The organism is Polaromonas sp. CG_9.7 (assembly GCF_015752205.1).
Taxonomy (GTDB): domain Bacteria; phylum Pseudomonadota; class Gammaproteobacteria; order Burkholderiales; family Burkholderiaceae_C; genus Polaromonas.
This window is the reverse complement of the sequence record NZ_JADOVG010000004.1, coordinates 1-17,338: the sequence shown is the minus strand read 5'-3', so window position 1 is coordinate 17,338 and position 17,338 is coordinate 1. Positions and strand designations below refer to the sequence as shown.

Sequence of the window (17,338 nt, the reverse complement as noted above, 5' to 3'; positions counted from 1 at the left end):
TCGCGCTGTCAGACAGTTCGGCTTCCCCAGGGATGTTCATGACGGGTAAGAAAATCGTGTGAAGCCAACTGACGTGACAGGTCTGTTATTTTGGGTTACTTCCCATCACCACGTCACAGGAGTCAACATGAAACGTCGCAAAATCCTGCAAGGCTTAGCCCGGGCTGGTCTGGGTTGGGCCGTGTTATCCCAAAGCAAGCTTTCCATGGCAATGACCAAACTCATGAAATCCAAATCCGATTGGCAGCAACAGTTGCCCGCCGCCAACTACGCCGTGCTGTTCAAGGACGGCACCGAGCGCGCTGGCAGCAGTCCGCTGAACGACGAAAAGCGTGCCGGAACCTATGTCTGCTTTGCCTGCAATTTGCCTTTGTTCAAGAGCGAACTTAAATTCGACAGCGGCACCGGCTGGCCGAGCTTTTTCAATGTGATTCCCGAAGCGGTCGAGACACGCCGTGATTTCAGCATGATCTGGCCACGCACCGAATACCACTGCGCCCGCTGCGATGGCCACCAGGGCCACCTGTTCAAGGACGGCCCGCAACCCACCGGTTTGCGCTATTGCAACAACGGCGTTGCGCTTCAATTCATTCCCGCAGGCGAAAAACTTCCGGAGTTACGCACATGAAAACCTGGCTTCAATCGCTGGCCACCGTGGCCCTTTCCCTGCTGATCGGCCAGGCCGGCGCGCAGACTTCCGCGGCGCCAGCCGCAGCAGGCCAGACCGCCACGGCTATCTTTGCCGGTGGCTGCTTCTGGTGCGTGGAAGCCGACTTTGAAAAACTGCCCGGTGTGATCGCCGCCGAATCGGGCTACACGGGCGGCAAGACTGCCAATCCCACCTATCAGACGGTCAGCGCGGGCGGCACCGGCCACACCGAGGCGGTTCGCCTGACCTATGACCCGCGTGTCGTCAGCTACCCGGTGTTGCTCGACTTCTTCTGGCGCCACATTGACCCGACCGTGAAGGACCGGCAATTTTGCGATGTCGGCGACCAATACCGAAGCGCCATCTACTACAACAGCCCGGCACAAAAAGCAGTGATCGAAGCCAGCAAGGCGGCTATTTTGAAGTCCGGCGTGCTAAAGGAAATCCATACCGAGATTGCACCGGAATCGGCCTTTTACCTGGCCGAGGACTACCACCAGAGCTACTACAAGAAGAACCCGCTGCGCTACAACTATTACCGCCTGACATGCGGCAGAGACAGCCGCGTTGCCGAAGTCTGGGGCACGAAGCCCTGAGCGGTTGCCGCCTGGCTTATTTGGCCGGGCGGTGCAACGCGCAGAGCTTGTTGCCGTCAGGGTCGCGCAGATAAGCCAGGTAGATCCTGCCAACTGCGCCATCCCGAAACCCCGGTGGCTCTTCACAATCCGTGCCGCCATTGGCGATGCCGGCGGCGTGGAACGCGTCACCTTGTTCCGGCGAAGCCATGTCAAACCCGATGGTGCTGCCATTGCCGTGTGTCGCGGGCTCGCCATTGATGGGCGTTGTGATGGCAAACGTGCCTGCAGGGCTGCGGTAGAAATAGCGGTTCTTGTTGGCAACCCCCGGGGCAATCCCCAGCGTGCCCAGCAGCGCGTCGTAAAACTTCCTTGAAACTTCCAGATCATTCACACCCAACATCACATGACTGAACATTGCTTGCTCCTTTAAAACCCAAAATTGGGCGAAATATATTCATAAGATGGTAGTGGCAATGGCCAGCGCTTTCCGTCCCGCGCTTGACAAGCGAGCCGCCGGTGCATTTCGCACTCCTCGCTCGCACTGGCTGCTTGCGCCACTCAGGGTTTTCGTTGTCTCGGTATCGGCACGGCCCATCCGGAATGCAGAGGTGGGCATGGGCGCGCTGGTGCAGCGGGATTGGCTGGACCCGCCAGTTAATATGCGAGGTCCAACATGCAGTCAATGAGAAAGACAACGGTATGCGCAAGAACTTTTGGCCGGGCACCACGCAAGTCATTCGCTCAGTTCGATCCGGTTTGCTGGCCGTGCTTGTCGGCGCGGCGGTGGTGGCTTGTGGCGGGGGCGACGGTGGCGGCGCCACGCCTACGGTCTTGCAGGCCAACCCCACGACACCGTGGGAACTGATGACTGCAGGCGATATTGCGCAGTGTTTTTTGCGGCCTCCGCGCGACACGGCTGCCGAAAAGACAGCCAAGCTGGTCGAGCGGCAACTGGCTGACGCCGGCAGCAATTCCAACGTGCTGACGCTTGGCGACAATGCCTATTTTGTGGCCGGCTCCAACCTTGGCTACACCGATTGCTATGAAAAAACCTGGGGCCGGTTTATCGCCAAAACCTTCGCGATTCCAGGCAACCACGACTATGAAGGTGGCGACAGCAACGATTACTTCGGTTATTTTGGTGCCAAGGCCAACCCCGATGGCAAGCGCACCGGTTACTACCGGATTGACCAAAACGGCTGGACTGTGTTTGCGCTGAACAGCAACATCGATGCGACAGCCGCTTCAGTTCAAGCACAGTGGCTCAGGCAGGAACTGGCCAGCGCGCAGCCCTGCGTGGCGGCGGCCTGGCACCACGCCCGGTTCACCTCGGCCCCCGATGGTGACAACACCAAAATGACCGCGATGTGGGACATCCTGGACAAGGCCAAGGCCGATGTGGTGCTGCAATCCCACGAGCACCAATACGAGCGCTTTGCCCCCATGACCGCAGACGGCACCCTGTCCGCCACCGGCGGCATGCGCTCATTTGTAGTGGGCACCGGTGGTGCAGAAACTTACGCGCACGCCACGGTGCGTGCGGGCAGCCAGAAGCAGTTGGAAACCTTTGGCGTGATGCGTTTGTCGCTGTCGGCAGGCAATGCCAGGTGGCGGTTTATTGACGTGGACGACGCCGTGCGGGACGAAGGCGCGTTTGACTGCCGCAAGAAGCAGTAAAAAAAGCGGGTTGCGGCCTGTGTCCACGGCGGGCCATGCCTGCAGGACGCGCCCTCTCGCGCCCGAGCCCGTCCTGTCAGGCGGGCCTGTGCATGTGCATGTGCATGTGCATGTGCATGTGCATGTGCAGATCTTTTCGCCCTCAGGGTCGTGCAGACAAGCCAGATACTTCCCTTGCGCCGCGCCTTCGCGAAACCCCGGCAGGTTTTCAAAAGTGGTGCCGCCATTGGCGATGCCGACCTCAGGAAAAACGTCAACCTGCTCAGGGAACTGCGCAGCCAACGCGGTTGAACTTGCTGACAAATGACCCTGTAAGCCAGCCCGAATCTTTCTACTACTTTTTCACCCATGCGCCTCCTTCACACTTCGGACTGGCATCTTGGCCAGCATTTCATGGGCAAGAGTCGTCAGGCCGAACACCAGGCCTTGATTGACTGGTTGCTGCTGCAGGTCGAGGCGCATGCGGTCGATGCGGTGCTGGTTGCAGGCGATATCTTCGACACCGGCACGCCGCCCAGCTATGCACGCGAGTTGTACAGCCAGCTGGTGGTGCGCCTGCACGGGGCTGGCGCGGCTTTGCTGCTGCTCGGCGGCAACCATGACTCGGTGGCCACACTGGGCGAAAGCCGGGCGCTGCTGGCCTGCCTGAGTTCCACGGTCGTCGCCGCAGCCGGACAATCGGAGGCACAAGTCGTGGTGTTGCCGCAACGCGGCGCGCCGGGCGTGCAAGGCGAAGCCGGCTGCGTCGTCTGCGCCATTCCCTTCATTCGCCCGCGCGATGTGCTGCAAAGCCAGGCCGGGCAAAGCGCCGACGACAAGCAGCACGCCTTGCAGCTGGCGATTCAGGCGCATTACCGCGCCGTGTTCGATGCCGCCAGCGCCCGCCGCACTGCGCTGGAGCGCGAACTGGGCCGCAAGCTGCCGCTGATTGCCACCGGCCACCTGACGACTGTGGGCGCCAGCACCAGCGAGTCGGTGCGCGAAATCTATGTCGGCGCGTTGAACGCCTTTCCGACCAGCGCCTTTCCGCCGGTCGACTACATCGCGCTGGGCCATATCCATCAGCCGCAATCTGTCGGTGGGCTGGACCATATCCGCTATTGCGGCTCGCCGATTCCGCTCAGTTTTGACGAGGCGGGCCAGCAAAAACAGGTGTTGCTGGTGGACCTGGACGCCAGCGGCCTGCACGCCATCACGTCCTTGCCCGTGCCGCGTTTTCAGGCGCTGGCTTCGGTCACAGGCAACCTGGCCACGCTGGCCGAAGCGATTCGCACTGCCGCCGCCGACGGCACGCCCGAACGCCCGGTTTGGCTGGAGGTGACGGTGGTTGAAGACGACTATCTGGCCGACTTGCCGGTGCGCATTGAAGCACTGACCGCCGGACTGCCGGTCGAGGTGCTGCGCATTCGCCGCCAACGCGGCAACGAAGCCGCCCGGCTGGCCGCCCAGGCCAGCGAAACCCTGGACGAGTTGAGCCCGCACGATGTGTTTGACCGCCGCCTGTCGCAAGAAGAACTGACGCCAGATTTGCAACTGGCCCTGCGTGAACGCTACCGCGCCATCGTCACCGGTTTGCAGGAAAGCGACGCATGAAAATCCTCAGCCTTCGCCTTAAAAACCTCAATTCGCTCAAGGGCGAATGGAAAATCGATTTCACCCAGGCTCCGTTTGTGGACAACGGCCTGTTTGCCATCACCGGCCCGACCGGCGCGGGCAAATCGACATTGCTCGACGCCATATGCCTGGCGCTGTACCACGAGACACCGCGACTCAAAAGCATCTCGGCCTCAGCCAACGACATCATGACGCGCCACACCGCTGACTGCCTGGCGGAGGTGGAATTCGAGGTCAAGGGCATCGTTTACCGCGCCTTCTGGAGCCAGCGCTGCGCCCGCGACAAAGTGGGTGGCGCGCTGCAAGCGCCAAGAGTCGAACTGGCGACTGGCGACGGCACCATCCTCAGTGATAAAAGCGGCGAAAAGCTCAAACTCATTGCGTCCATTACCGGCCTTGACTTCCCGCGCTTCACCAAGTCCATGCTGCTGGCGCAAGGCGGTTTCGCGGCGTTCCTGAACGCCAGCGCGAACGAGCGGGCCGAACTGCTGGAAGAGCTGACCGGCACCGAAATCTACGGCGATATTTCCAGAAAAGTGTTTGAGCAGGCGCGCGACGCCCGGCAGCAGCTGGACCAGCTCAAGGCACGCGCGCAGGGCATGGAGCTGTTGTCAGCCGAGGCGCGCGAAGCCATGCAGAACGAGGTGATTCGCCTTGGCACCCAACTGGGCGACGTGCAACGCCAGCACCAGAACACGCAGGCCCAACGGCAGTGGCGGCTCGACTTGGCGCAGAGCGAACAGGACGCCCAAGCGGCTGAACAAAACCGCAGGGCAGCCGACGCCGCGCTCGAAGCCGCCGCCCCGGAATTGCGCCGCTTGGCCGACAGCGAACCGGCGCAGGCGTTGCAACCGCTGCATCAGGCGTGGCAACACGCTGAAATCGCCTGCAGCACCAGCGAAACCAGGCTGCAGGCGCTGCACGGCGAGCACGAAAGCCAGCAGGCCGCGCATGACCAGCAGCATCACAGCGCCCACGCCATCGCCAGCCGCATCGCCGAACAGGCGCAGGCGCAATTGGCACTGACAGTGCAAAAGCGCCAGCAGCTTGACGACTTTTGCGCCGCTCATCCGCAACGCGCCAAGCTGGGCGCGCACCTGGGTGCCTGGCGGCAACAGTTTGACCAACGCCAAAAGCTGCAGCAGGCCGCGGCTGCGCAGCAATTGGCCGCGAAAAAACTGGATGACGAACAGGCCGAGCGCAGCCGCCAGCTCGTCACCCGCAACGCGGCGGTGACTACCGCCGAACAGGCCAGCACCGACGCCGACACCGCGCACCAGCAGGCCGAGGCAGCACAAACCCAGCGACTGGCCGGGCAAACGCCGGCCGGATTGCGCCAGCAGGCGCAATCCGGCCAGAACCGCCTGAACCATTGGCAGCAGCTGGAAACCTTGGCGCGGCAATGCCGTGAACTGGCTGGCCAGCAAACCACGCGGGCAACGCAGCTGCAAGACTGCCAGATCAAGATCGACCAGCAAGAAAAAACACGGCTTGCCTTGCTCGAACAGCATAAGGACATGAAAGCGCAGGTGCAAGACAAGCAAAAGCTGCTACATCAAGAGAACCTCATCAAGAAATTGGAAGATCATCGCCGGGCGCTGCAGCCGGGGGATCCTTGCCCGCTGTGCGGCGCACAGGCGCATCCCGCCATTGCCGAGTACCAGGCGCTGGATGTTTCTTTGACAGAAGCAGCCTTGAAGGAAAAGCAGGCCGCTTTGGATGCCCTGGTTACGCAAGGCCAGGATGCAAGAGATGCGCTGGCCGCCAGCCGCGCCACGCAAGCCGGCTGGCTGATCCAGCAAGAAAAAAATACCCACGATATCGCCGACAGCCAGACGCAATGGCGCGAACAGGTGGCGCTGATCAGCCCCAGCCCCTGTGAACCGCTGCCCGGTGCAAGCGACTGGCAAGATGCTTCTGGCCTGCGCGCCCGGCGCGAAGCCATTGAGCAGGCGCTGGCCGGGCTCGCCCGACAAGTAGAGGCCGCAGAGCAGGGCGAAGAGGCCGTCAACCGCGCTCGGCAAGCCTGCCACGCCCAAGCCCACGGCTTGCAAACCGCACGGAACGCGTTAGCCCTGTTGCAGCAAACGATAACGACCGGACAGGAACGGCAAGCCGAACTGCGGGCAACCGCGCAAGCGCGTCAGCTGGAACTGTCCGAACTGGAAATGGGCCTGACCGCCTCGCTGGACGAAGCCGGTTTCAGCATGCCGCCAGAACCCGCACCGTGGTTGCAGCAGCGTGAAAACGAATGGCAAGACTGGCAATCGACTCAGACCCAACTGCAAACCCTTGCGCAAACCCTGACGCGCCAGCAAAGCCAGTGCGAAGCCGCGCAGGAAAAAGCTGGCTTGTGGCAAGCGCAATGGGAAAGTTTGCGCGCCAGCGCTGGCGAACAGGCCACGCCGTTGGCCGATTTTCCCTTCGGTGTCGCCGATGACTTGCCCGCCGCCCTGGCGCTGTGCGCCAGGGAAGTCAGCCGCCTGCAGCAAACGATGGCCGCACTGCAAGGCCAAAAAACCCAGGTCGATGCCGACCTCGTCCGGCAGCGCCTGACATCGACCGAAGCGGCCGCGACGTGGCAAGCGGGACTGGCCACCAGCCCGTTTGCCGGCCTGGCCGCTTACATTGCCGCATTGTTGCCGCCTGAAGAACGCCAGCGGCTGACGCAATTGAAGGAAGCGCTGCACACTGCCAGGCAGCAGGCCGATGTGCTGTTGCGCGAAGCGCAAGGCAAACAAGCGCGGGTGGCTGCGCAAGCGCTCACGCCATTGCAACTGGAGGAAATCGTGACAGCGCTGGCCGCGCTGGAAACGCAGCGCAACATGCTCAGCGAACAAGTCGGTGCCCGGCGTGAAGAGCTGGCCAGCGACACGAAGCGCCGTGAAAGCCAGCAAGCCCTGTATGAAGAAATCAGGTTGCAAACGGCAGAAACCGACCTCTGGCAACGGCTGGACGGCCTGATTGGTTCGGCCCGTGGCGACAAATACCGCAAGTTTGCGCAAGGGCTGACGCTCGACCATTTGTTGCTGCTTGCCAATCGCCATCTCGCGCGCCTGCATGGCCGCTACCTGCTGCGCCGCAAGGCTACGGGCGAACTGGAACTCGACATCGTCGATGCCTGGCAGGGCGAGGTGGCGCGCGACACGCGCACGCTGTCAGGGGGCGAGAGCTTTCTGGTCAGCTTGGCGCTGGCCCTGGCGCTGTCTGACCTGGTCAGCAACAAGACGTCCATCGACTCACTGTTTTTGGACGAAGGCTTTGGAACGCTCGACGGCGACACGCTGGAAATCGCGCTCAATGCGCTCGACACGCTGAACGCCAGCGGCAAGATGATTGGCGTCATCAGCCATGTCGAAAGCCTGAAAGAGCGCATTCCCGCGCAGATTCGGGTCGAGAAGGGCGGCGGCGTCGGGCATTCGCGCGTGGTGGTGGTGTAGTGGGTTGCGGGGCTTGGCCGCCGTGGTCAAAGGCTGCACGCGCGGAAACTGCGGTTTCAGATTGATGCGCGTCAGGCGCAGGGCTGAACGGCGTCCATGAAAGCGGGGCTGCTTCATGTATGTGGTGTTCATCGAAACAGTGCAGGGGAAGTGCCCCCAGCGCGCCGGGCGCGGCAGGGCTGGTGTGCCAGGGCCAATAGCTGTCGGGCGTTGCCGTTGGCCCAACAGCCCGGCTTCAGGCAGTCTTCGCGTTGCCGGTGGTGTGTGACTCGGCGCTGTCGAGGAACTCGTGGCGCGTGGCAGACGTCAGCGTCACGTTGCGCTGGATTTCAGTCAGTAGCAAAAACTCTTTCTTGATGGCTTTTTCCAGATTTTGCAGTGCCAGCACCTGTTCTTCCAGCGCCGGCAATTGCGTGGCTTGCAGGGTCGATGCAGCGGCTGGACGGGCTGACAGTGCAGGCGCGGCCAAGGCGGCAGTGCTGAGTTTGAGGGTGGCGTTTTCCTGCTCCAGCGTCAGCACACGGGCCTGGATGCGCTTCAAGGCTTCGACGGATTCTGCCGATTGTTGGTTGATCGTGTTTTGGTTCTGGCTTTGCAGTGCGGCCAGTTGGGCTTGCAGTGCGGGCACCTGAGCGGCCTTTTGGGCGGCGAGGGCCTGCTCTTTCTGGGCCATGTCCAGCGCTTGGCGCAGCTGGTCGGTCTCCCGCTTGAGCGCTTGGGCGCTGATGGCGGCGGTTTGCTGGTTTTTTTCCAGCGAGCGGAAATAGTCTTTGGCCTGGGTTTGCTGAGCCATGGCTTCGGACCTGGCCTGGGCGGCATCGGCGCGGCTGGCCTGTTCCTGCGCTTGCAACACGACCAGTTGCACCTGCAGGGCCGCGATCTGAGCTTCATGTTCGGCCGGGAGCACGGTGTCTTTCCTGACCGCATTGGTCACGCTGCGCGCCCGGGCGGTTTCGTGCTTGAGGTCTTCGTAGTTCTTGATGGCCAGCTTGCGTTCGTCATCCAGTTGGCGGATGCGGCCCTTGGCCTGCGCCAGTTCTGCCTGCTGCAGCATGGCCTGCGGTGTTGGGGCGGTGCTGCGGCCACGCATGAGCAGCCAGCACAACACCGCGCCTCCAGCCAGGCCGGTGACGGCGATCAAGACGGTAAAACTTGCGGAGTCCATGTGCGTGCCCTTGCCTGAAAAGAATCGAAACCTGCCAGCACTGCATTATTTGCCATAAAACCGTTTCTGGCTTCACGTCTTGTTGCAAAAGTAACTGGATTTTGATTCCTGGTCATGCACCGACTGTGGTTTGCAAGGGATTTAAGGCGCGTATCGCGCGCGCAGGCTGGCTTGCTTGCTTTTTGGCTGGCGTGGCCACCGCGCCTTGCCTGGCATGCGGTGTCGGCAGCGTTTTGCGGGACATGGCTTTCAATCCGGAGGCACTGTGTTTTTTGACTTTTGCCGCAGCCCGATAGCCTGCCGTTGGCCATCGACGCCGTGCGTTTCGTGCACAGGTTGTCAAAACTGTTTCCGTTCATGACCGTCAGCGCGGCAGCCATGGTCTTGTGCTTTGTGTCGGCCCCGATGGGCAGCTTGCTTTTGCGTTCAGGACAGCGCGGAATCAGACGGTGAAATGGCGACGGCATCGACGTACATGAGTTCCCACAAATGACCGTCCAGGTCCTGAAAGCCATGCTGGTACATGAAGCCATGGTCTTGTGGCGGATGGGGCGTCGTGCCGCCTGAGGCAATGGCCTGGCCGACCATGTCGCTCACCTGTTCCCGGCTGTCGCAGGACAGGCAGATCAGCACTTCGGTTTGCCGGCGGGCATCGCAGATTTTCTTGGACGTGAAGGTCTTGAAGAAACTTTCGACCAGCAGCATCACGAAGCTGTCGGGGCCAACGATCATGCAGGTGGCGTTGCTGTCGGTGAACTGCGGGTTAAAGGCAAAGCCAAGACGCGTGAAAAAGTCGATCGACTGGTCAAGATCCTTGACAGGCAGGTTGACATACATCTTGGTCGCCATGCGGTCCTTCATCTTCAAATGGCGCGAGTATCAGCGTGGGTCAGCAGACCGGCGTTTCCAATTGCAAGCGACCGGATGCAGGGCGGCAGGTGGTTTCAGCGGGGCGGCGCGACAACGAAACTGACCGCCAGCCCCTGTGGCGTGACGGTGATGCTGCCGGGCTGCAGCCCCATGGCGTCGGGTAGCGCCAGGTCCTGCGGGCGCAGGGTGTGCAAGACGACTTCGCCCAGGGCCTGCCCGGCCAGCGCGGGTCCGTAAACCTCAAGCAGCGCCGAGGGTCCCGGCGGCAGGTCAGGAAAACGCAGCGTATTGACGCGCAACCGGTGCGCCCGGACGGTGCGGTCGCGCGCTTCATAACGCAGCGCGAAATCCAGATCGAACGTGCCGCCGTAGCGGCGGCCCAGCGCCGGACCGGCGGCTTCGACCGGCATCTCGGCGCCCAGCCGGTTCAGTTCCGGCAGCAGGCGCAGGCGCGGCGTCAGCAGCGTCAGGTCCAGCAGCCCGCCGGCCGGGTAACGCAGCGGAAACCGCTCGGCAACGACCTGCTCCAGCTGGCCGATGGACACGGTGTAGCCGGGCCGGTCCGATGCGTGCGCCACGAAAAAGCCCGGACCCGCCGCGCCGGTCGCCAGCAGCCAGGCGGGGAGTGTCAGCATGCGTCTGCGATTCATCCGTTTCCTTGTGTTTGGGAGCCATGCGGTGTGCAAGCGCCGCACTGTGGTGCCTGTGGCCTGCGGTTTTGCACCACTATTTCATTGTCAGATGCGCTGCGGCCGGGTCGGTTCCACTGAACAGGCGAATGCGTTGGCAGCCATGCACGGGTTTTGAATCAAAAAGGCGATTTGCGCAATAGACATAAGCATTTATTGCTATCAATAAAGAGTTTATTATCCCGGCAATAATCTACATCTGGTAACGACAAAACATGCATTGTTGACAGACTCGCATTGCTGCGAAACGTCGCCAGACCACAATGCATTGGCTTGTCGTTTATGGCGGGCATGTGACGGGAGAGCTTTCATGAAAACATTTTTAGCGCTTTGCGCGGCTGCAACCCTGAGCGGCTGCGCCGTGTACCCGTCGCCGGGCTATGGAAGCTACGGCTACGACGTACCGGCGCCCCAGGTGATCCAGCAGCCGGTGTACATCCAGGGCGGCGGCACGATTTACCGCTCCGATGGTTACGGCTATGGCTACCCACGGGGCTACAGCCGTCCGTTCCCTCCGTCGGTGCTTGTCGTGCCGGGGCCGCGTCCGGGTCGTGGCCACGGCGACCGGGACGGCGACGGCATTCCAGACCGCTTCGACCGCGACCGGGACGGTGACGGCGTTCGCAACCGCCTGGACCGCCGGCCCCACAACAATGACGTGCCCAACCGTGGGGAGCGCAGCCACAGGCGGGACCGTGACGGCGATGGCCGCCCGGACCGCCGCTAGCCCGCGCGCCACAAGGGCGACAGGCAGGCCGGGCGGCTTGCGTTAAGGTGCGTTCTGCCCCTGAACCCTGTTTCCCCACTGCGGAGCCCTTCCTTGCCTGACACCATCCACTTTTACGAACCACGCAACGGCCACGGCCTGCCGCATGACCCGTTCAACGCCATCGTCGGGCCGCGTCCCATCGGCTGGATTTCGTCGCGCAGTTCGGCCGGCGGCCTGAACCTGGCGCCCTACAGCTTTTTCAACGCCTTCAACTACACGCCGCCCATCGTCGGCTTTTCCAGCGTCGGCTACAAGGACACGGTGCGCAACATCGAGCAGACCGGCGAATTTGCCTGGAACCTGGCAACGCGTCCGCTGGCCGAAGCCATGAACCAGAGTTGCGCCGCCGTGCCGCCCGAGGTCAATGAATTCGAGCTGGCAGGCTTGACGCCGGTGCCGTCACAGGTGATTTCTGTGCCGCGCGTGCAGGAAAGCCCGGTGTCGTTCGAATGCCGCACCACGCAGATCGTCCAGCTCCAGGGTGCCGATGGCGTGCAAGTACCGACCTGGCTGGTGCTGGGCGAAGTGGTGGCGGTGCACATTGCGCAGCGCCTGCTGAAAGACGGCGTGTACGACACGGCGGGTGCTGAACACATCCTGCGCGGCGGCGGGCCGGGCGACTATTTCAGCATCGGCCCCGAGCAGTTGTTCAGGATGTACCGGCCGAAGTGAGGCGGGGTTGCAGGCTGGATTTTCAGGCCGGGCCGCCGGGTTTTCGTGACCTGCGGGCTTCTTCGACCCGAGGCATTCCTTTGTTTTCTGTCATTGCGGGCCTGCCCCGCAATCCACTGCACCGGAGCCATCCGAAGCCAGTCAGCTCCTGGAATTTACAGAGCGGTTGACTGCGCACAAATGGATTGCGGGTCGAGCCCGCAATGACAGAGGGAAAAATGTTTCCAGCGACCGAGCTGGGCAAGGCTGCTTTCCGGCTCCCTCTCCCTCCGGCAGCGGGTTGGGGCGAGGGCTCCCTGATGGGGATTTTTGCGACTGTGCCCCTTGTGTGCCGACCCATTTCAACCCTGAAGGGAAGGCGTCATGCGTACTCGATGCCAGGGACAGCGGGCATACTGAAATGCCTGAATTTTTTGATCAAACAAGCCGTTTGCGCACGATCAGTAGGTGAATTAAGCTATTAAACTAGTAGCATAAAGGTTCAGGCCGTGACGCGGTGCACCGGCCCCGGCAAGAGCGTGAACGCCAGCGCGCCGGCCACCAGCAGCGCGGCAATGCTCGCCAGCACGGCGGTAAAAGGCTCGATGCCCTGCGCCAGGGCGACGGACGCGACGATGCCGGTCAGCCACTGCATGCCGGCCACGCCCAGAAACATCGCCATGGTGAACACCGCCATGGCACGGCCGGTGATTTCAGGCGGGTAGGCGGCGCGCACGTCGGCATACTGCAGCACCGTGTAGCCCGACAGCAGGCCAATGACGATGGGGCCGCCCACATCCACCAGCGTGCTGTGGCCCATCGCAAACGCGGCAAACAGGCCGGCCAGCACCAGCGTGAAGCCGACAATCCAGCGGCGCCGGTGCCTGGGGCCCGGATCAAAGCGGCCAAACAGCGGCGCGCCGATCAGTGAGGTCAGTGACATCGCCAGCGCCACGTTGCCCGCCTGCACCAGCGAAAAGCCGTGGCGCTGCATCAGCATCGGCCCCAGCCACAGGCCGCGCAGCGAGATGAAGGACGCATAGCCCACGGCCGCCAGCAGCACGATGCCCAGCGTGTGCGGCAGCAAAAACAATGCGCCGAACTTGCCGATGGCCTGGCCCAGCGTTTCCCGGCCTTGGGCTCCCCGGGCCTGCGCCGTGGCGGCAGGCAGCGCCGGTTCGTGCACCAGCACATAAATCAATCCCCAGGCCAGCAGGGCGACAGCGCCCAGCACCCAGAAGCCCATGCGCCACGAGGTTGCCTCGATCAGCCAGGCCAGCGGCGTGCCGGTCAGCAGCATGCCGATGCCGCCCAGGCCCAGCGTGAGCCCGGAAATCGCCGCGAACCGGTCGGCGGGCAGGTGCCGTGCAATGAACACGGTGCACACTAGGAAAGCCGGCGCGCAGCCCATGCCGATCAGCACCTGGCCGGTAATCAGCATCGGATACGACGTGGCCAGCGCCGACACGGCAGAGCCGGCAATCGCCACTGGAAACGCCGTCAGCATGGTGCGCCGCACGCCATGCAGGTCGATGCCGATGCCCATGAACAGCTGCATCGCGCCAAAGGCAAAGTGAAAAGCGCCGGCAAACAAGCCCAGCGCCTGCGCGCCCAGGTGAAACTCGGCCTGCAGCGGCGCGGCCATCAGGGTGGCGACGGTGCGGTAGGCCTGGCTCATCGCAAAAGCAGTGGTCAGGGCGAACAGCACCGCCCAAAGCGAGCGCAGGGGCGGGGCTGCGGGCCGTTCGGCAACTGAGCGGGCGGGCGGTGAAAGTGGGTTCATGGCGTTGGTGGGCGTTGAGGGTACACCGGCTGGCGGGGCGGCGTTGTTGCCCCTGTCCGGGTTGATCCGCGCGGCAGAACAACGGCGTGGCTGATTCGACATCAAAACAGCCAATGGCGCATGCTGGACGAGCGAAAGCAGCTATTAAAAAAAGAGCATTGGGAAACCGTTGAGGACTCAGGCAGGCATTTGCCCCGCGCACCGACACCGTTGCAACACGGCAGGCTCTGCGCGTCAGGGCGCCTTGTGGCCGGCCGCCATGGGGTCGGCCATCGTCTTGCGAAAGACCCGGACCAGCGTGTCGGAGACATAGGGTTTTTGAATCAGCTCGAAGCCGTTCGTGCCGTACTCGGCCATGGCTGCGTTGTAACCGCTGGTGAGCACCACCGGCAGGCCAGGATAGCGCTGGCGCACCAGCTCGCCAAATTCAATCCCGCTCATGCCCGGCATGAGCACGTCGGAAAACACCAGGTCAAAGCGGCTGGCGTCTTCGGTCAGCAGCACCAGCGCGGCCGCTGCGTTGGCCGCCCAGGTCGTGTGGTACGCCAGGGTATTCAGAATCCTGCACGTCATTTGCCCCAGCACTTCGTTGTCTTCCACCACCAGAACGTGCATGCCGTGTCCCTCGACCTCCGGCTTGGCAAGCGGCTCCGTTTCTGAGGAGCGCGGGCGCTCGGCGCGTGCCAGGAACAGGGTGAAAACCGAACCGCCGCCCAGCTCGCTTTTCACGTCGACTTCGCCGCCCGACTGCTTGGTAAAGCCAAATACCTGGCTCAACCCCAGGCCGGTGCCCTTGCCCACTTCCTTGGTGGTGTAGAAGGGCTCGAATATCGCTTCGAGCTTTTCCGCCGCGATGCCGCAACCCGTGTCGGCCACCGAAATGGCCACGAAATCGCCTGACCGGTGGTCGCGGCCTGGGCCTGCCGGCACATTATCGACCCGCTGCACCCGGATGCTGAACTGGCCTTTGGCGTTCATGGCGTCGCGCGCGTTGACGGCCAGGTTGACCAGCGCGGTTTCGAACTGGCTGATGTCCGCTTCGACGAAACAACTATTTTCCCCGCAGGGCTCAAGATCGATCTGCACCTGCGAGCCCATCAGGGGGCGCACCAGGTTGATCGTGCTTTGCACCTGCTGGTCCACGTCGAAAACCTCGGGATTCAGCGGTTGCCGCCGGGCGAAGGACAGCAACTGGCTGGTGAGTTTGACGGCCCGCCCGACCGTGTCGAAAATCTGGTCCAGGTAGTGGCTGCGCCGCGCCCCGGGAAGTTTGTCCAAGCGCAGCAACTCGACCGAGGCGCTGATCACCGCAAGCAGGTTGTTGAAGTCATGCGCCACCCCGCCTGTGAGCTGCCCCAGCGCTTCGAGCTTTTGCGCCTGGCGCAGTGCGCTCTCGGCGCGCAGCAGTTCGGCCGTGCGTTGCTGCACGCGCTCTTCCAGGCTGGCGTTAAGGCGCAGGACTTCTTCCTGGGCCCGCAGCCGCTCGGTGATGTCGCTGAAAAGGACCGCAACCCTTGAACTCCCCGGTCCGCCAAACCGAAAGGCATAGACATCGAACCAGCGGTCGTCCAGCCCTTTTGCCTGGTTTGAAAAGCGATTCGACTCGCCCGTCAATGCGACCTTGCCGTAAGTTTCAAACCAATGCACTTCCAGGTCCGGAAGAAATTGGCGTACCCGCTTTCCCACCGCGTCGCGCAATCCCGTCTGCCTTTCAAACGCGGGGTTGACTTCTAAAAATCGGTAGTCAATGGGCTTTCGATGGACATCGAACAGCATGTCGATGATGCAAAAGCCTTCATCAATCGAATTGAACAAGTGGTGATACCGCTCCTCGCTCGTCTGCCGCGCCGTTTCAGCACGGCGGCGGCTGGTCAGTTCCCAGCGGAGGACCATAAACATCAGCAGCAAGGCGAGACTGCCCAGGGAGCCGCCCAGCAACACGGATTGAGTCGTCCTGCGGGCGTTTTCCTGTTTTGCGGCAACCCGGCTTTCCAGAAGTTGCGCCTCCTGCGCTTGAGCCTCGACCACCAGCCTGCGAATCTGGTCCATGAGGCGCTTGCCCGACGCCATCAAAACAGCTTCGGTGGCGGCCGTAAATCCTTTTGTTTCACGCAGCGCAATGCTGTCCTTGAGTTCCGCCAGCTTGGCCGCGACCAGTGGCGCGAGGGCGGCGAGCCGCCGTTGCTGATCGGGATTGTCCGAAGTCAGGCGACGCAAGTCGGCCAGAACAGCCGGGGATGTCTGGAGACTCGCGCGGTACGGCTCCAGATAAGCGGCCTTGCCCGTGATAAGAAAGCCGCGCTGTCCGGTTTCCGCATCCTTGAGACTGGACATGAGATCGCTTAATTTCTGGATAACCACATGCGTATGCGCTTCCCACTGCGCAGTCTCGGTCATGGCATGCATGTTTCGATAAGAAAGCCAGCCGACGCCGACCAGACAGGCCAGGACGAACACGATCAGCGCGTCCACCAGCCGGCGCTTTTTATGGTCTTGTGCTGCGCCCGCACCAAGGCCGCTTGCCATGCCCGGGCGCTGTCCCAAGGCATCCCCTGCCTGCGAATCAAGAGGAGCGGTCAAACCGGCCTCCGTTAACAAAGTGATCGTTCATCAGGTGGAAAAATTTTTTCAACGCAATGGGATCGTTGGAATCCGGCGCCCTATATTGCCAGCCTTTGCCACTACAACGGCGAGTTGCCCGGCCACAACTTCGCCATATTCCAAAGACATTCAGGCAAGCTTGATTGCCCGCTAATTTGCTGCGAAATGAATAGCTGCTTGCGCAACAGACACGCGCGCTTGAGTGGTTTTTCGCATAAAGATTCCGTGCCTTGGTGCAGTGCAACCCGCTTGACGGAGATTGACAAATCTTTTTCATGATGTGGCCAGAAAGTTACCTGGCTCCAGGTGTTGCAATTTCTGTAAGCCTGCTTTGCTGCCGGAATAAAAAACGGCGTAAGACACTGTCCGGCTGCCTGCGCGTCAGGGCGCCTTGCGGCCGGCTGCCATGTGCTCGGCCATGGTCTTGCGAAAGACCCGCACCAGCGTGTCGGAAACATAGGGTTTTTGAATCAGCTCGAAGCCGTGCCTGCCGCGCTCGGCCATGACCTCGTTGTAGCCGCTGGCCAGCACCACCGGCAGGCCGGGGTAGCGCTTGCGCACCAGCTCGCCAAATTCAATGCCGCTCATGCCCGGCATGATCACGTCGGAAAACACCAGGTCAAAGCCATTTCGTTATACACAAGTCCCCTGAGCCTGAAGCTCGCGTGAGAACCTGATGCCGGCGGCAAAGTCCAGGATGCGCTGCATGCCCAGCCAGATGGTTTTCACGCCCGGCTCACCATCACCCGTGCGCGCTAGAAAGCCACCGAGTCTGGCAACCAAGCGCACCACCTCGTTGAGCGTGGGCGGCTTGCTTGGCAGCTTCTGCTTGTTCAGGATGTAGGCGGCTTT

The 17,338-nt window shown here is 62.2% G+C and carries 16 protein-coding genes; 7 read left to right on the top strand and 9 right to left on the bottom strand.

Annotated elements, in window-relative coordinates; all coding sequences use genetic code 11:
- Positions 1–223 precede the first annotated feature (223 nt).
- Together msrB and msrA are read left to right on the top strand one after the other, a co-directional pair.
- On the top strand, positions 224–628 hold the full coding sequence (msrB, locus tag IWX87_RS05245; protein ID WP_231374610.1) for a peptide-methionine (R)-S-oxide reductase MsrB: 405 nt from the start codon (positions 224–226) through the stop codon (positions 626–628).
- A complete protein-coding gene (gene msrA / locus IWX87_RS05240) occupies positions 625–1,245 on the top strand; it encodes a peptide-methionine (S)-S-oxide reductase MsrA (RefSeq protein ID WP_196862473.1) in 621 nt (206 codons plus the stop codon). Before msrB ends, msrA begins: the two co-directional genes overlap by 4 nt.
- Positions 1,246–1,261: 16 nt before the next feature.
- On the opposite strand, the gene IWX87_RS05235 is transcribed toward msrA, so the two are convergent.
- Complete coding sequence (locus IWX87_RS05235) at positions 1,262–1,642, bottom strand: VOC family protein (RefSeq protein ID WP_196862472.1); 381 nt, start codon at positions 1,640–1,642, stop codon at positions 1,262–1,264.
- Positions 1,643–1,926: 284 nt separating this feature from the next.
- Here IWX87_RS05235 and IWX87_RS05230 point away from each other — a divergent pair, with 284 nt between their 5' ends.
- From IWX87_RS05230 to sbcC, 3 genes are all read left to right on the top strand, one after another.
- Entirely contained in the window at positions 1,927–2,904 is a 978-nt protein-coding gene (locus IWX87_RS05230) for a metallophosphoesterase (protein WP_196862471.1), read from the top strand.
- Positions 2,905–3,252: 348 nt separating this feature from the next.
- Positions 3,253–4,497, top strand: a complete 1,245-nt coding sequence (gene sbcD, locus IWX87_RS05225; RefSeq protein ID WP_196862470.1) for an exonuclease subunit SbcD — start codon at positions 3,253–3,255, stop codon at positions 4,495–4,497.
- A complete protein-coding gene (gene sbcC, locus IWX87_RS05220) occupies positions 4,494–7,958 on the top strand; it encodes an exonuclease subunit SbcC (protein ID WP_196862469.1) in 3,465 nt (1,154 codons plus the stop codon). The genes sbcD and sbcC overlap by 4 nt, the downstream gene beginning before the upstream one ends.
- 235 nt (positions 7,959–8,193) lie before the next feature.
- Here the strand turns inward: sbcC and IWX87_RS05215 are convergent, their stop codons facing one another.
- From IWX87_RS05215 to IWX87_RS05200, 4 genes are all read right to left on the bottom strand, one after another.
- On the bottom strand, positions 8,194–9,123 hold the full coding sequence (locus tag IWX87_RS05215; RefSeq protein ID WP_196862468.1) for a hypothetical protein: 930 nt from the start codon (positions 9,121–9,123) through the stop codon (positions 8,194–8,196).
- Positions 9,096–9,503 carry a hypothetical protein gene (locus IWX87_RS05210; RefSeq protein ID WP_196862467.1) on the bottom strand — a complete coding sequence of 136 codons (408 nt, stop codon included), beginning with the start codon at positions 9,501–9,503 and terminating at the stop codon, positions 9,096–9,098. Before IWX87_RS05210 ends, IWX87_RS05215 begins: the two co-directional genes overlap by 28 nt.
- Before the next feature lie 46 nt (positions 9,504–9,549).
- Positions 9,550–9,972 carry a VOC family protein gene (locus IWX87_RS05205; RefSeq protein WP_196862466.1) on the bottom strand — a complete coding sequence of 141 codons (423 nt, stop codon included), beginning with the start codon at positions 9,970–9,972 and terminating at the stop codon, positions 9,550–9,552.
- A gap of 95 nt (positions 9,973–10,067) precedes the next feature.
- Positions 10,068–10,628, bottom strand: a complete 561-nt coding sequence (locus IWX87_RS05200) for a DUF1439 domain-containing protein (protein WP_231374609.1) — start codon at positions 10,626–10,628, stop codon at positions 10,068–10,070.
- Positions 10,629–10,992: 364 nt separating this feature from the next.
- On the opposite strand from IWX87_RS05200, the gene IWX87_RS05195 reads away from it, so the two are divergent.
- Together IWX87_RS05195 and IWX87_RS05190 are read left to right on the top strand one after the other, a co-directional pair.
- Positions 10,993–11,409, top strand: a complete 417-nt coding sequence (locus IWX87_RS05195; protein WP_196862687.1) for a hypothetical protein — start codon at positions 10,993–10,995, stop codon at positions 11,407–11,409.
- A gap of 93 nt (positions 11,410–11,502) precedes the next feature.
- Positions 11,503–12,123: a flavin reductase family protein gene (locus IWX87_RS05190; RefSeq protein ID WP_370583775.1), complete on the top strand. Its 621-nt coding sequence runs from the start codon at positions 11,503–11,505 to the stop codon at positions 12,121–12,123.
- 481 nt (positions 12,124–12,604) lie between these two features.
- Here IWX87_RS05190 and IWX87_RS05185 read toward each other — a convergent pair whose 3' ends face one another.
- The 4 genes from IWX87_RS05185 to IWX87_RS05170 form a co-directional block, all read right to left on the bottom strand.
- Positions 12,605–13,885, bottom strand: a complete 1,281-nt coding sequence (locus tag IWX87_RS05185) for an MFS transporter (RefSeq protein WP_196862465.1) — start codon at positions 13,883–13,885, stop codon at positions 12,605–12,607.
- 234 nt (positions 13,886–14,119) lie between these two features.
- A complete protein-coding gene (locus IWX87_RS05180) occupies positions 14,120–16,465 on the bottom strand; it encodes a CHASE3 domain-containing protein (RefSeq protein WP_196862464.1) in 2,346 nt (781 codons plus the stop codon).
- A 402-nt stretch (positions 16,466–16,867) separates the two neighbouring features.
- Complete coding sequence (locus IWX87_RS05175; RefSeq protein WP_196862463.1) at positions 16,868–17,101, bottom strand: hypothetical protein; 234 nt, start codon at positions 17,099–17,101, stop codon at positions 16,868–16,870.
- 18 nt (positions 17,102–17,119) lie between these two features.
- A partial coding sequence (locus tag IWX87_RS05170) for an IS4 family transposase (protein ID WP_304609483.1) occupies positions 17,120–17,338 on the bottom strand: 219 nt, incomplete at its 5' end.

Bases quoted from the DNA above. Each gene is read 5' to 3' on its own strand.
- IWX87_RS05195 (WP_196862687.1), top strand. From the start codon at position 10,993: ATGAAAACATTTTTAGCGCTTTGCGCGGCTGCAACCCTGAGCGGCTGC.
- IWX87_RS05185 (WP_196862465.1), bottom strand. From the start codon at position 13,885: ATGAACCCACTTTCACCGCCCGCCCGCTCAGTTGCCGAACGGCCCGCA.
- IWX87_RS05215 (WP_196862468.1), bottom strand. From the start codon at position 9,123: ATGGACTCCGCAAGTTTTACCGTCTTGATCGCCGTCACCGGCCTGGCT.
- IWX87_RS05210 (WP_196862467.1), bottom strand. From the start codon at position 9,503: ATGGCTGCCGCGCTGACGGTCATGAACGGAAACAGTTTTGACAACCTG.
- IWX87_RS05230 (WP_196862471.1), top strand. From the start codon at position 1,927: ATGCGCAAGAACTTTTGGCCGGGCACCACGCAAGTCATTCGCTCAGTT.
- IWX87_RS05205 (WP_196862466.1), bottom strand. From the start codon at position 9,972: ATGGCGACCAAGATGTATGTCAACCTGCCTGTCAAGGATCTTGACCAG.
- msrA (WP_196862473.1), top strand. From the start codon at position 625: ATGAAAACCTGGCTTCAATCGCTGGCCACCGTGGCCCTTTCCCTGCTG.
- msrB (WP_231374610.1), top strand. From the start codon at position 224: ATGAAATCCAAATCCGATTGGCAGCAACAGTTGCCCGCCGCCAACTAC.
- IWX87_RS05235 (WP_196862472.1), bottom strand. From the start codon at position 1,642: ATGTTCAGTCATGTGATGTTGGGTGTGAATGATCTGGAAGTTTCAAGG.
- sbcD (WP_196862470.1), top strand. From the start codon at position 3,253: ATGCGCCTCCTTCACACTTCGGACTGGCATCTTGGCCAGCATTTCATG.
- sbcC (WP_196862469.1), top strand. From the start codon at position 4,494: ATGAAAATCCTCAGCCTTCGCCTTAAAAACCTCAATTCGCTCAAGGGC.
- IWX87_RS05200 (WP_231374609.1), bottom strand. From the start codon at position 10,628: ATGCTGACACTCCCCGCCTGGCTGCTGGCGACCGGCGCGGCGGGTCCG.